This is a genomic window from Shewanella sp. HL-SH4 (assembly GCF_051164845.1).
GTDB lineage: Bacteria > Pseudomonadota > Gammaproteobacteria > Enterobacterales > Shewanellaceae > Shewanella > Shewanella glacialimarina.
Genome location: NZ_CP195037.1, coordinates 2367360 through 2382350 on the forward strand (window position 1 = coordinate 2367360; position 14991 = coordinate 2382350).

Genomic DNA, 14991 nt, shown 5'->3' on the forward strand with positions numbered 1-14991 from the left:
TCCTGTGTTAATTTACCGCTCGTTTAGTGAACTAAACGTCGCAATAAATTGCCTTGGATAAATTCGAATTGGCAAGCCAAATAAATTGGCTGACCTTCTTAGAAGGTAAACGTAAATTCTCACTGTATGTAAAGGGGTTATAGCTCAGCTGGGAGAGCGCCTGCCTTGCACGCAGGAGGTCTGCGGTTCGATCCCGCATAGCTCCACCATTCATCTTCGATGAAATACATACATATTGGTCCGAGATGCCAAAGATAAACGAAATTTTATCTTTGGCTTTTTTAAGCCCGCTCTTTAACAATTTGGAAAGCTGATAGTACTAACTAAAGGCGCATGAATGATGATTCGTTGTCGTTTGTGTGATTAGGTTAGTGCGAAAATAATATTGATGCGAAAGCATCAGTATCTTGAGTTCTCAAAACACTGTTTAAGTGTCTTGAATATTCTAAAAACTAAGGCGAGTCACACTTCCTGGTCGGGAGTGAGACAAGTAAAAACCAGCTAGTTGCAATACAGTCCGATTAGTTCATTCTCTTGTTTACAAGGGCAGTGAAACTCATTTGGGTTGTATGGTTAAGTGACTAAGCGTATACGGTGGATGCCTTGGCAGTCAGAGGCGATGAAGGACGTAATAACTTGCGAAAAGCGTTGGCGAGCTAGTAATAAGCATTTGAGCTAACGATATCCGAATGGGGAAACCCGGCCACATAAGTGGTCATCATACAGTGAATACATAGCTGTATGAGGCGAACCTGGGGAACTGAAACATCTAAGTACCCAGAGGAAAAGAAATCAACCGAGATTCCCCTAGTAGCGGCGAGCGAACGGGGATTAGCCCTTAAGTCTATGGGGTGTTAGTGGAATGAGTTGGAAAGCTCAGCGGCACAGGGTGATAGCCCCGTACATGAAAACTAACCATAGATGAAAACGAGTAAGGCGGGACACGTGACATCCTGTTTGAATATGGGGGGACCATCCTCCAAGGCTAAATACTCCTGACTGACCGATAGTGAACCAGTACCGTGAGGGAAAGGCGAAAAGAACCCCTGTGAGGGGAGTGAAATAGAACCTGAAACCGTATACGTACAAGCAGTGGGAGCGGTTCTTGAGACCGTGACTGCGTACCTTTTGTATAATGGGTCAGCGACTTACGTTTTGTAGCGAGGTTAAGCGAATAGCGGAGCCGTAGGGAAACCGAGTGTTAACTGCGCGTTTAGTTGCAAGGCGTAGACCCGAAACCGAGTGATCTAGCCATGGGCAGGTTGAAGGTTGAGTAACATCAACTGGAGGACCGAACCGACTTATGTTGAAAAATGAGCGGATGACTTGTGGCTGGGGGTGAAAGGCCAATCAAACTCGGAGATATCTGGTTCTCCTCGAAAGCTATTTAGGTAGCGCCTCGAGCGAATACCATTGGGGGTAGAGCACTGTTAAGGCTAGGGGGTCATCCCGACTTACCAACCCTTTGCAAACTCCGAATACCAATGAGTACTACTCGGGAGACAGACAGCGGGTGCTAACGTCCGTTGTCAAAAGGGAAACAACCCAGACCGTCAGCTAAGGTCCCAAAGTGTATGTTAAGTGGGAAACGATGTGGGAAGGCTTAGACAGCTAGGATGTTGGCTTAGAAGCAGCCATCATTTAAAGAAAGCGTAATAGCTCACTAGTCGAGTCGGCCTGCGCGGAAGATTTAACGGGGCTAAACATACCACCGAAGCTACGGGTTTGCAGTTTACTGCAAGCGGTAGAGGAGCGTTCTGTAAGCGGTTGAAGGTGAAGGGGTAACCCACACTGGACGTATCAGAAGTGCGAATGCTGACATGAGTAACGATAAAGGGAGTGAAAAACTCCCTCGCCGAAAGACCAAGGGTTCCTGTCCAACGTTAATCGGGGCAGGGTGAGTCGAACCCTAAGGTGAGGCCGAAAGGCGTAATCGATGGAAAACAGATTAATATTTCTGTACCTCTGCTAACTGCGATGGAGAGACGGAGAAGGCTAGGCTAGCGCGGCGTTGGTAGTCCGCGTTTAAGGTAGTAGGCGGTGTTCTTAGGCAAATCCGGGAACACGTACTTAAATGTACACGTTGAGAGCTGATGACGAGTCACTAAGGTGATGAAGTAGTTGATGCCATGCTTCCAGGAAAATCTTCTAAGCTTCAGGTTAGTAGGGATCGTACCCCAAACCGACACAGGTGGTCGGGTAGAGAATACCAAGGCGCTTGAGAGAACTCGGCTGAAGGAACTAGGCAAAATGGTACCGTAACTTCGGGAGAAGGTACGCTGCTGTTGGTGATGGGACTTGCTCCCTAAGCTGACGGCAGTCGCAGATACCAGGTGGCTGCAACTGTTTATCAAAAACACAGCACTGTGCAAAATCGCAAGATGACGTATACGGTGTGACGCCTGCCCGGTGCCGGAAGGTTAATTGATTGGGTTATCGCAAGAGAAGCTCATGATCGAAGCCCCGGTAAACGGCGGCCGTAACTATAACGGTCCTAAGGTAGCGAAATTCCTTGTCGGGTAAGTTCCGACCTGCACGAATGGCGTAATGATGGCCACGCTGTCTCCAGCCGAGACTCAGTGAAGTTGAAATTGCGGTGAAGATGCCGTATACCCGCGGCTAGACGGAAAGACCCCGTGAACCTTTACTATAGCTTGGCACTGAACATTGAACCTACATGTGTAGGATAGGTGGGAGACTTTGAAGCTTCGTCGCTAGATGGAGTGGAGTCAATCTTGAAATACCACCCTTGTAGTTTTGATGTTCTAACTCTGGCCCCTTATCGGGGTTGAGGACAGTGCCTGGTGGGTAGTTTGACTGGGGCGGTCTCCTCCCAAAGAGTAACGGAGGAGCACGAAGGTTGGCTAAGTACGGTCGGACATCGTACGGTTAGTGCAATGGCATAAGCCAGCTTAACTGCGAGACATACACGTCGAGCAGGTACGAAAGTAGGTCATAGTGATCCGGTGGTTCTGAATGGAAGGGCCATCGCTCAACGGATAAAAGGTACTCCGGGGATAACAGGCTGATACCGCCCAAGAGTTCATATCGACGGCGGTGTTTGGCACCTCGATGTCGGCTCATCACATCCTGGGGCTGAAGTCGGTCCCAAGGGTATGGCTGTTCGCCATTTAAAGTGGTACGCGAGCTGGGTTCAGAACGTCGTGAGACAGTTCGGTCCCTATCTGCCGTGGGCGTTGGATGATTGAGGGGAGCTGCTCCTAGTACGAGAGGACCGGAGTGGACGAACCGCTGGTGTTCGGGTTGTCATGCCAATGGCATTGCCCGGTAGCTACGTTCGGAATCGATAACCGCTGAAAGCATCTAAGCGGGAAGCGAGCCCCAAGATGAGTCATCCCTAGAGCTTTAAGCTCTCTAAAGGGCCGTAGGAGACTACTACGTTGATAGGCAAGGTGTGTAAGCGTTGTGAGGCGTTGAGCTAACTTGTACTAATGACCCGTGAGGCTTAACCATACAACCCAGATGGGTTTTACTGACCTTAGTGGTTAGAATGGGACGCTTAAATAGTGTGACGAGACTCAAACTCAGATAAAGCAATCAGCTTTCCGAATTATTATTTAATGCTAGTTAAATGGCGTTAGATAAACCAAATTTGTCTGGAAACCATAGAGCTGTGGCACCACCTGATCCCATTCCGAACTCAGAAGTGAAACACAGTATCGCCGATGGTAGTGTGGGGTCTCCCCATGTGAGAGTAGGTCATTTCCAGGCGCCCAATTCACTCGCAAGAGTAGTGATAAGCCCGTTACTAACGTAGCGGGCTTTTTTACGTTTGAGATTTGAGCATGTCATTTGAGCATGTCATTTGAGCATAGTATTAGTGTGGCCCATATTCCCATGTGAGAGTAGATCATTTCTAGGCGCCTAATTTATACCATCTACATTAAATATGTGATCTAATTAGTCGTCATTTCCTTATTTCAGTATCGATGAATAATCTCAATCTTGCAGTATTAGTTAAATCTGAGAAAAGCGCACGTAAACGTATGCGTTATCTCGCCTTACTTCATTTTACCGAAGGTCATTCTCGTACTGCTATAGCCAACATGTTGAAGGTCAGTAGAACCAGTGTAAATGCATGGGTTACTCATTAATTAACTCATGGCATTAGCGGCCTAGATGATAAACATAATCCAGGTCGACCCGCTCAATTATCGGCGAAACAACTGGTAAATCTGAAAGAATTTGTACAACGTCAAAGCTTGTCTGAGAGTGGCGGAAGATTGATGGCAAGAGATGTCAGTCTTTTTATTCAGTCAGAATTTGGCGTGACCTTTAAACAGGTAAATATCTACAGATTACTGCATCAATTAGGATTGTCATGGATAACGACCCGCTCACGTCACCCAAAACAATCTCAAGATATTCAGGACGCTTTTAAAAAACTTCCAGCTGTCAACGATCCTTAACCCCCCTGGTCATGTGGCGTTAGATCGCATTGATGTTTGGTTTCAAGATGAAGCCAGATTTGGTCAGCAAAATACCACGAGCGGTAAGGCAACAACAGTTCGAATCAGCGTATTTATATGGCGCGGTGTGTCCGGCAACGGGCGCGAGAGGCTATTATTGCCCCGCATGCCAATAGTGAATATATGTGGGAGCATTTAAAATTAATTTCAGAGGCTACCGAATCGAGTCGCCATGCTTTGGTCATCATGGATGGCGCAGGTTGGCATCAACAGGTGATGACAGAGGACTTTGATAACCTTAGTATCCTTAAGCTTCCGCCCTATTCGCCAGAACTCAACCCTATAGAACAAGTGTGGCAATGGCTTCGTCAGAATGAACTCGCCAATCGTTGCTTTAGTGGATATGACGATATTGTTGAGCAGTGTTCCATTGCATGGAATCGATTTATTGCAGAGCCGGAAAGGGTGATTCAACAATGTTCTAGACGGTGGGCAAAACTGACCAATTAATTAATGTAAATGGTATTACTCGAAACATTTCATTGAGAAGAGATTGATAAGCCCGTTACTAGCGTAACGGGCTTTTTTACGTTTGAGAGTTGAGCATGTCATTTGAGCATAGTATTAGTGTGGACGATATGCTCATGTGAGAGCAGGTCATTTCCAGGCGCCTAATTTACTCGTAAGTGTAATGATAAGCCCGTTACTAATGTAACGGGCTTTTTTACATCTATGATTTCTGGTCAACATCAATCAATGATATTAGAGAGTGTCAGTTATGTGGTGAATATAAGGATATACGCTTATTTAGAAAAATTTATGCTTATCGTTTGTATTTTGTGTATTTATTCTATCAATATTGAATGTTATTCAACTGAAATAGACATAGGCTTTAAACTAAAAATCTATAATGTCTCTAATTAAGTTCAAATTTGATAGCTATTATAGTTAAATTCCGGTTATTAATTTTTATTATTATTTGCGTTATAATAAATTATTATCGGTGTCGAAAGCTTTTAATAAACAATAACTTTATGACTTATATTTACAATAAAAACCCTAACTATTTCTTTACTTGTTATAAGCTTTGCCGCTAGCATGTGGAATGCTTTACTGATTTGGATATCATTTGTTTAACATACGGAATTTGTCGCTCACATTTATTATTCCATTTTGTATCTTGTCTATGCACCTAGCCATGGTATTTGGAGGATATTACTATGAGTATTCTGATCTCAAGCAGCAGCTTGCTGAAGAGCAGACTGAGCAGTTAAAAAAAGATCTATTTCGTATGCGGCATGTCATCGAGTCATCAGTACAAGCGCAAGATTTTAGCCGTATCGATCAAGAGGTAGCTCTGATTTCTACTGATATGAGTATGATGGTCTATGTTATCTTGGATCCTAGCCGCACTATTCATTTTGCAAATCATATTATTTGGCGTGAGAGTGATGCGAGTAATGTGCTCGAAGGTTACTCTAACGCAATCCATAAAAGCGTGATTCAATCCAATAAACCCTATTTTCAAGTCAATTTCGACCGTTTATCGATCCAGGGCTATTATCCCATAACCGATAACAATCGATTTAGCTACGCGCAATCTGTTGAATTGATATATCTCGAGTATGATATTTCTGGGATGATCTCCCAAATATCGGATTCCCTTTTTAATAGGACGGTTCAAATATGGGGAGTTGGTTCATTATTTCTTATTGCTTTTTGTGCCTTACTCTACTGGTTTTGGATTCATCCCTTAAGCCGCTTAAGTCTTAGAGCGAAAAATATTGATACCTCTGATTTTCAGCGCGGAATTATTTGTTCTTCGCTTGAGGTTGCATCACTCAGAGATTACTTGGTGCAAGTAAGTGGTAAGCTCAAGCGTAACCAAAAACGATTAAACGATGCTGAGCAGAGGTGGCTATTTTCTGTTGAAGGTGTGCGTAATGGTATATGGGATTGGAATATTACTACTGGCAGTGTTTATGTTTCAGACCGCTGGAAAGATATGCTGGGCTATCAGTCTTATGAGTTGGATAGTGATTATTCTGTTTGGGAGTCTCGACTTCACCGTGAAGAAAAAGCAGATGTATTAAATGCGTTACAAAAATATATTGATGGCAAAACTACTGAATATGAGAGCGTTCATAGATTAAGGCATAAAGATGGTAAACATATTTGGGTGTTGGATAGAGGGAAAATAGTCGAATGGGATCAACAGGGTAAACCGGTTCGAATTATTGGTACCATCACCGATGTATCAGGCGATGTGAAAGTTCAAAAAACGGAGTCTGATAAGGATAAACAAGCTCATACAGGCTTAATTGATTTAGTTAATCGTGAAGCATTGGCTGATTCCTTATACGATTTGCAAGTTCATAGTCGGAAGGTTAACCAGTTTTCTGTTATTTTATTGATAAATCTAGATAATTTTGCTGTTTTAAATGATGCCTTAGGTGCTGAGTTAGGTGATCGATTATTGATGAAAATTGCCGCTAGGTTATCAAGCGCTTTTTCATCAGCAGATTTTGTTGCCCGTTTAGGGGCTGATGAGTTTATTTTACTGGCTAAAAACTTTGGTAATGAAGTCGGCCACGCTAATAAACGAGCCTTGGCTTTGGCTAGCGAGGTCAGGCAGTTAATTGGGAGAAGCTTTTCTGTTGCCGAACAAGAGCTTTCTATTTCAGCCCGTGTCGGAGTTGTAGTATGTGATGGTGTTGAGTCACTTGAGCCTCAAACTCTACTCGGTAGGGCTGATAATGCTCTTGAACATGCCAAAGAGCCAAGATCAAATGGCTGTTCTATTTATCATCCACAACTTGATCATAGTCAAATACAACCTTTTAAATTAAGTCACGAGTTGAAAGTTGCACTAGCGCAAGAGCAGCTAAATTTAGTGTATCAGCCTGTTGTTGATGATGATGGTCATGTAATGAGTGTTGAAGTTTTACCACGTTGGTATCACCAACAGCATGGTTTTATTAGTCCGCGTAAATTTATAGAGGCTGCAGAATTATCGGATTTCATATTTGAATTAGAGCTTTGGATCCTTGAGAAGACATGTCAAGTGTTGCATCAGTTGCAATCATTAGGTGTGCCGACACCTATCATGTCTTTAAATATATCCTCGCGTCACTTCCATCAAGAACATTTTGTAAGTGTGGTATTAAACCGCATTCAAAGCAGCAAGGTGAATCCGAGTAAATTGCAGTTTGAGTTAAATGAGGATGTTTTCTCTGTTAATGCCGAATTGGTTAAAGAAAAAATTATTACGCTTCAAAATATGGGTATTAATGTTGCTTTAGATAATTTTGGTTCGGGCTTATGTTCGCTGAATCAACTGCAAGGTGTGAGTTTTTCACAGGTTAAATTAGCGGCTTGTTATGTTGTAGAGGATAAGCAAGATCCTAGTTCACAAATATTGTTATGTGCGTTAGTTGAATTAGCCTCTCGCTTGGATTATCAGGTTATTGCTAAGCAAGTTGAAACTAAATCACAGCTTAATAATTTAATTCACGCTAAATGTAATGGCTTCCAGGGATACATTTTCAGCCGTCCTTTAAGTGAGGTCGATATTATTCAATTAGTTAAGTCTCAGCTGTCTTTGAGTGTTGTTTAATAAAGTTGATAGCATAGCTTAATGCTTTATTCCTTAGTTTATCGCTTTCGATAAAGACCTCATGATAAGCACCTTGGATGACGACCTTATGACATTGTGCACTCAGTGCGTTGTCCTGTGATTGATTCGTGACAATGGTATCTTCACTTGCCTGTAAAATGAGGATTGGTGTTGGTGAACTTTTGGCTAATTCTGCACAACTCTCTGCTGCATTAATGGCTTCAATCAACCAATGGTTGGTCGGTGAGCCAAGTTGTAATTGAGGATGTTTTTTATAACATTCTCTATAGTGTTCATACCTGTGCTTACTGTGTGTTAAATAGTTACTGATAAAGGGAGCTGGATTATAGTCTGTGCCACCAAGAACATAGTTACTAGTGACTTTACCTTCAACCGTTATTGCCGATGTCTTATCAAGACGTTTGGCTAACCATAACACCATCTTGGTATTAAACGGTAAGGCTATACCAAACATAGGTGCTGACAATACCGCACTATCAAAAATAGTTGGATGTTTATGCAAATAATGGGTGGCGATTGCGCCGCCCATTGAGTGTGCCATGATTGACAGAGAATGATGATTTGTTGGTTGGACAATATGTTCGATAAAATGCGAGAAGTCATCGACATAATCCTCAAACTTTCCTACGTACCCTTGATGCGGCTGCTGTGTCAGTCTATCAGAAAGCCCTTGACCACGGTGATCGAGGGCAAAGATGCTGTAGCCTTGCTGAAATAAATCAAAAATCAATTCTTGGTATTTTATATATGATTCTACTCTACCATTACTAATAACAATGGCCTGTTTGGTGTCTGGTTGCAGCACCTGACAGTAGGCAATATTAACGCCGTCTTTACGACTAAAATGGCTTTGCTCAACACTTTGCCAAAAACGTTGTTGTTCTGGTGTATTGAGTTTTTTTTCAGACGAGAATTTTTTATAAATCATAAGGTCGCAGAGTTGTTTTCCTGGTGAGTCGATAGTATTTCATCATAGCGTATTTACCCCGCTATAACAGCGGGGTAAACAGTAAAGGTTAGCTTAATTTTTGAGCAATATAGGCATCTATCATTTGCTCTAGAATAGGCATCGGCACTGAACCATTTTCTAAGATGGCATCATGAAACTCTCTGATATTGAATTTTTCACCTAAAGTGTTTTCAGCTTTTGCGCGTAAACGTTTAATGGTTAGCTCACCAATTTTATACGAGAGCGCTTGCCCTGGCCAAGAGATGTAGCGATCAATTTCGGTGTTAACGTTATGCATAGATAAAGCAGTATTACCGGCCATAAAATCCACAGCTTGTTGGCGGCTCCACCCTTTAGCATGCATACCAGTATCAACCACTAGTCTTGCTGCACGCCACATTTCATAGGTTAATCGGCCAAAGTTACTGTAAGGGTCTTGATAAAAACCAGCTTCAAGGCCTAAGTATTCTGAATACAAACCCCAACCTTCACCAAAAGCCGAAATATAGCTATAGCGCCTAAAATTAGGCAAATCAGTCAGCTCTTTATTTAATGAGATTTGTAGGTGATGTCCCGGAACCGCTTCATGTAAGGTTAACGCTTCCATTTCATATAGAGGACGTTTATCTAACGCATATGTGTTTACCCAGTAATATCCTGGTTGGTCATCTCTATCTGAACCCGCGTATCTTCCCGTTGTGTACTTAGGTGCAATTTCAGCTGGTACAGGCGCAATCCCATAGGGCGTTCTAGGGAGTTTACCAAAATATTTAGGTAACATTGCATCGGCTTTTTTAGCAATATATGCCGCTTCTTTTAATAATTCTTCTGCGGTTTTAGGATAAAACTGTGGGTCAGTACGTAGAAAATGTAAAAACTCTGCAAATGTGCCTTTATAGCCAACGTTCGTAATCACTTGTTCCATTTCAGTTTTTATTCTGGCGACTTCAGCTAACCCAAGTTGATGTACTTCCTCTGCCGTCATTGGCAGCGTAGTGTAGTATTCCACTCGGTTTTGATAAAATGCAGGCCCATCAGGTAAGGCTGAGGCAGCGATTTGTTGCCTTGCATTGGGAATGTACTCTTGGGTCATGAAGTCGTAGAAATCTTGATAAACTGGCAACACTTTTTCTGAAATTGCTATTTTACCTTGTTGAGTGAGCTGGTTCTTCTGTGTTTCAGTAAAATGGCTCGGGAAGGTAGTAAACGGTTTGAAGTAACCACTTTGCTCAACGGGAACGATAAAGGCGCTAATGCTATCTTCAAAGCCGGTAAGCGTCACTTTTGCTGGGGTAATACCTGCCGCTAAACCTTGTTTTAACCAAAATGTTTGTTGTGCGAAATAGGTTGGCAGTGCGGCCAGTTTATCTAAGTAATACTGATAATCATCTGCAGTGTTGAAAGGTGATGTTGCCATACTGGCAATGTAAGCATGGAAGCCGCTTTCTGCCGTGATAGGCAGATAATGATCTTTGAATGCATACATATCAACTTGGTTTTGTAGTTGGTCTTGCAAAATTTTAGCGTTGATGATTTCATCTTTTGATAACTTGCTTTTATCAAGCGACTTTAACGTATTCAGAATTTGCTGTGTTTGTTTATTTTGTTCTGATAGTGACTCGGGTGATAAATCAGGCAGTTGTCCGGCAGTACGTTTGTTACCTAAGCTAGCAGCAAGTTCTGGTGAGTATGCTAAATTTAATTGCCATGCATTAGTAATTATTGAGTCTAAAGTAGCGTTGTGAGTGGGTGCTTTGATATTTTTTTTATTGTCTGTTGTTTGTTTTTGAGTGGTGTCGCCTAGATAATAATAGGCTTTTGAACCTGTGGTTGTTTTACATCCAGTGATAGAAAGTAATATCAATACAGGTAGAATGAGCTTACGCATATGAATCCCTTTAATAGACAATAAATTACAAATATCATTATTGCATCACAACATAACAATTCAACTTCAATCATGCTAGTTGATTCAACACAATTATTTGTTACCGATTGTGCATCTTTGGTGATTTCTTGCGTCACTTTTTATTCATGCATGTTAAACTTCGGTCACTGGGTGTTCTAAAAATAGAAAACACATTTAGCCTAGAAAATTAATAGGGGTTACGAATGATAGATAAATCGATTCCGCTGGTTGATTTGCATCGCCATTTGGATGGAAATGTTCGTGTTCAAACCATATGGGAGCTCGGCCACAAACATGGCATAGTTCTGCCTGCTGATTCATTAGAAACCTTAGCGCCATTTGTGCAAATTCAAGGTAAAGAGAATAGCCTAGTCGCCTTTTTAAAGAAGCTCGATTGGATGGTTGCTGTGCTAGCTGATTTAGATGCGGTAAAGCGTGTCGCCTACGAAAACGTAGTAGATGCTAAAGTATCCGGCTTAGATTATGCCGAACTACGTTTTAGTCCGTATTACATGGCGATGAACCACAATCTACCTATCGAGGCCGTAGTTGAAGCTGTGATTGATGGCGTTGCTGCGGGCACTAAAGAGCACGACGTCAAAATCAACTTGATTGGCATTATGTCGCGCTCATTCGGCCAAGAAAAATGCCGTTTGGAGCTAGAAGGTTTACTGGCCCATAAAGATAAAATCGTCGCGATTGATTTAGCCGGCGATGAGCTAGGATTTCCGGGGGATTTATTCACAGAACACTTCAAGCGTGTTCGTGATGCTGATTTACAGATCACTGCTCATGCTGGTGAAGCGGCAGGTCCTGAAAGTATGTGGCAAGCTATTGAAGTGTTAGGTGCGACTCGTATTGGCCATGGTGTTAATGCGATTCGTGATCCTAAATTGATGGAGTATCTGGCTAAGCATCGTATCGGTATTGAGTCATGCCCAACCAGTAACCTGCATACTTCGACTATTGCTGATTATGATTCTCATCCCTTTATGCAGTTCTTCAATTCTGGTGTGTTAATTGGTTTGAATACGGATGATCCAGGGGTAAGTAACATTGATATCAATCATGAATATCGTGTTGCTAAATCTGAAATGGGTTTGACGGACGAGCAATTATCGCAAGTTCAACGCAATGGCGTTGAAATGGCGTTTATGTCAGATAGTGAACGCAAAGCATTATATGCATCAAAAGCCTAATGCTTTTGATGTTGATTAAAAAAGCCAGCAGATGCTTAACACCATTCAGTTAAGGGTTTCTTCTCTTAACTGGATAGCGGGTTTTGTTAATTCGAACGGTCCTACTTTTGGGCCGTTTTCGTTTTTTGGGCAAGATAAATTGCTTAACGTTTTCCCTCATTGCTTTGAGCTTTTTAGGGATTGTTCCTGGCGAAGCAATTGCGCACCACATCAACTCATCCTGTATATAGCGCATCGCCATTACAAAGCTAATCCGTAATGGTGACACTTCTGCCTCTTTAGCGATTTGGCTTATTTCAACTCGGATCAAGTTGTACGCTATCAGTAATCCCCAAATCTCCTGATAAATACCTTCAACTGTCTGACTTCTTAATAAAATACTCTCATCAAGTTGATATTGCTTGATTTCTCCATAGCCATTTTCTATCTCCCAGCGTTCGAAATAGACATCTAATATATCTTGAGAGGAGTATTGGCTTCTATTGGTTAATGAACTCAGCACACCTGTAATATGATTGCCCTGGGATTTTTCTTGATAGGTCACTAGTCTTGCATGCCACTTTTCAGGTAGCTCTGGGTTCTTTTTTCTCGCTTGTGGTGATACTGGCATCTCAACTAGATAATCGTTGTCAGCGTATTGCTCGATGACTTCAAAGCGTGTATTACTTTTGAGTGGTGTAAGCCAATGACTATTCTGGTTGGCTCCCCACCAACTTGTCATAAGATCTGCACTAAAGTAACAACTATCAAAAATAGTGAGAGAATTAGCTGGAACTGATCCAATTAGCTCTCGAGCATAACTAATTTCCCCTTTACTACACGGACCAAATTTTACATTTCTTATCATACGACTTCGTAATGACATGAGTGCGCATAAGCGGGCTACTGGGTATACGGACTGCTTCCTATGCTGATTACTGATATAGCCAAAATGCTCTGAATTCTCGGTATTTTCTGCACATCGAAATGTCGTTCCATCAACAGAAAATAACTGAAGACCATGCCATGTATCTTGGCTGTCTTCCCTATGACACCAGTGTTTAGAAGTGATATCAAAAAGGGCTTTAAGGGGAGCGGCTGTTAGTCGCTGTCTGGCTTGCGGGATAGCACTTGGTGCAACGGTTTCTCCCAACTTATCAACTAACGTTAAGTCGAGCTTGGAGACGACTTCAGCGATGGAACGATTTCGGTAGAGGCCAATTCCAACGATGAGCCAAACGACTAATTCTGCTGGAAGTTTTCTGCGCCTAATACTTGCTTTGTTGGTTAGCTCCAAAGCTTGTTCAATCCATTCCAACGGCAATTCTTTTTGAAAGATAGATAGTTCTTCGGGGGCGACAAGTAATTCAGTATCAATAAGCCAGTTAGACAACATAAAAAATGACTCCGTTCAAAAGAAGGAGCCATTTTCGTAGGATCATTTTTGCTGTCAACCGATCAGTTTCTTAACTGATCGGTGTTAAGCAGATGCTGGCTTTTTTGTTGTGACTCTTGCACATTTTTAAGCGTAAAGAATTAAATCACCCGAGAGAACTGTTGTTGACGTGCTTTTTGGCGATAATAAACGTCGAAGCACATACAGATGTTACGAATAAGCAAATGACCTGTTGGACTGACGGTTAAACGGCGATCTGTAATATCGACTAGCTTGTCGTCTAAAAATGTCTGTAGCAACTTTAAATCTTCAGCGAAATAATCTTCAAACACGATATCAAATTTTTGCTCAATTTTTGCCATATCTAGGTCAAAGTGACAGATGATTTGCTTGATCACCGCACGACGAATTTCATCATCACGATTTAAGCTACAGCCTTTCCATAAAGCATGACCTTGTTGATCAATCGCTTCGTAGTAAGGGCGGATATCTTTTTGATTTTGGGCATAACAATCACCAATTTGGCTGATTGAAGATACACCTAAGCCAAGTAAGTCACACTCTTCCTGAGTGGTATAACCCTGGAAGTTGCGGTGTAATTTACCGGCATTTTGCAGTTTAGCTAATTCATCATCGGGTTTAGCAAAATGATCCATTCCGATAAATTGATAACCTGCGCCAGTTAATGATTCAATGGTTTGTTGCAGCATGTTCAATTTTTGCTGTGGAGACGGCATATCAACATCTTTAATTTTACGCTGCGCGGCAAAGCGCGACGGTAAATGCGCATAATTAAATACTGATAAACGGTCTGGTGATAGCTCAATTATGCGTGCAATGGTTTGTGCAAATGTTTCAGGCGTTTGTAATGGTAAGCCGTAAATTAAATCCACGTTTGTAGAAACAAAACCTAACTCTTTTGCTCTGGCAATAAAGTCGAAAATAAATTGCTCGTCCTGTTCACGATTCACCGCAACTTGAACGTCTTTATTGAAATCCTGTACACCAATCGAAACCCGGTTAAAACCAGCTTCTTTTAAGGTATCCAGCATGCTGAGTTCAATTTCACGCGGATCAACTTCAATTGAATACTCACCAACCTCAGCAAAGGTAAAGTGTTGTTTAATTAATGTGGTTAAATGCAATATTTGTTCTGGTTTCAAGAAGGTTGGTGTACCACCGCCCCAATGCATTTGGGTGACAGTGTAATGTTTAAATAACGGTGCGCGTTTAATAATTTCAGCTGCTAAATATTCAATATATTGATCGGCTTTGTGCGAATGACGAGTAATGACTTTATTACAACCGCAGTAATAACAAAGCTTGGCACAGAATGGAATATGAACATATAAAGATAGCTTATCGCTTTTACTGCCCTTAATCGCCGACAGTAAATTTTGTTCAGTAAAGCTGTCATCAAATTCTAATGCTGTCGGGTAAGACGTATAACGTGGACCGCTGTAGTTATATTTCTCGATCATTGACTGATCCC

Annotated in this window: 8 protein-coding genes, 1 tRNA gene, 2 rRNA genes and 1 pseudogene; 8 read left to right on the forward strand and 4 right to left on the reverse strand. The window is 41.9% G+C overall.

The window, feature by feature from the left end; translation table 11 throughout:
• Positions 1-133 precede the first annotated feature (133 nt).
• The 7 genes and pseudogenes from ACRWQL_RS11345 (at position 134) to ACRWQL_RS11375 (ending at position 8046) form a co-directional block, all read left to right on the forward strand.
• A tRNA-Ala gene (locus ACRWQL_RS11345) sits at positions 134-209 on the forward strand.
• A 362-nt stretch (positions 210-571) separates the two neighbouring features.
• Positions 572-3474, forward strand: a 23S ribosomal RNA gene (locus ACRWQL_RS11350).
• 142 nt (positions 3475-3616) lie between these two features.
• Positions 3617-3732: ribosomal RNA gene (gene rrf, locus ACRWQL_RS11355) — 5S ribosomal RNA — on the forward strand.
• A 218-nt stretch (positions 3733-3950) separates the two neighbouring features.
• Positions 3951-4115, forward strand: coding sequence for a helix-turn-helix domain-containing protein (locus ACRWQL_RS11360; RefSeq protein WP_434950029.1), 165 nt, complete (start codon positions 3951-3953; stop codon positions 4113-4115).
• Positions 4116-4247: 132 nt separating this feature from the next.
• Complete coding sequence (locus tag ACRWQL_RS11365) at positions 4248-4430, forward strand: helix-turn-helix domain-containing protein (protein ID WP_434950031.1); 183 nt, start codon at positions 4248-4250, stop codon at positions 4428-4430.
• A 105-nt stretch (positions 4431-4535) separates the two neighbouring features.
• Positions 4536-4940 (forward strand): annotated as a pseudogene (locus ACRWQL_RS11370) (IS630 family transposase); the annotation flags it as partial.
• A 637-nt stretch (positions 4941-5577) separates the two neighbouring features.
• Positions 5578-8046 (forward strand): putative bifunctional diguanylate cyclase/phosphodiesterase, encoded by a 2469-nt coding sequence (locus ACRWQL_RS11375; protein WP_434950033.1) that lies wholly within the window; start codon positions 5578-5580, stop codon positions 8044-8046.
• On the opposite strand, the gene ACRWQL_RS11380 is transcribed toward ACRWQL_RS11375, so the two are convergent.
• Both ACRWQL_RS11380 and ACRWQL_RS11385 read right to left on the reverse strand, forming a co-directional pair.
• On the reverse strand, positions 8015-8995 hold the full coding sequence (locus ACRWQL_RS11380) for an alpha/beta fold hydrolase (RefSeq protein WP_434950035.1): 981 nt from the start codon (positions 8993-8995) through the stop codon (positions 8015-8017). The genes ACRWQL_RS11375 and ACRWQL_RS11380 overlap by 32 nt on opposite strands.
• Before the next feature lie 88 nt (positions 8996-9083).
• A complete protein-coding gene (locus ACRWQL_RS11385; protein ID WP_434950037.1) occupies positions 9084-10904 on the reverse strand; it encodes a DUF885 domain-containing protein in 1821 nt (606 codons plus the stop codon).
• Between the two features lie 224 nt (positions 10905-11128).
• Between ACRWQL_RS11385 and add the strand changes: the two genes are divergently transcribed.
• On the forward strand, positions 11129-12124 hold the full coding sequence (gene add / locus ACRWQL_RS11390; RefSeq protein ID WP_434950039.1) for an adenosine deaminase: 996 nt from the start codon (positions 11129-11131) through the stop codon (positions 12122-12124).
• Between the two features lie 49 nt (positions 12125-12173).
• On the opposite strand, the gene ACRWQL_RS11395 is transcribed toward add, so the two are convergent.
• Positions 12174-13499 (reverse strand): IS4 family transposase, encoded by a 1326-nt coding sequence (locus ACRWQL_RS11395; protein WP_434950041.1) that lies wholly within the window; start codon positions 13497-13499, stop codon positions 12174-12176.
• A 140-nt stretch (positions 13500-13639) separates the two neighbouring features.
• A complete protein-coding gene (gene hemN, locus ACRWQL_RS11400; protein WP_434950043.1) occupies positions 13640-14980 on the reverse strand; it encodes an oxygen-independent coproporphyrinogen III oxidase in 1341 nt (446 codons plus the stop codon).
• Between the last annotated feature and the right edge of the window lie 11 nt (positions 14981-14991).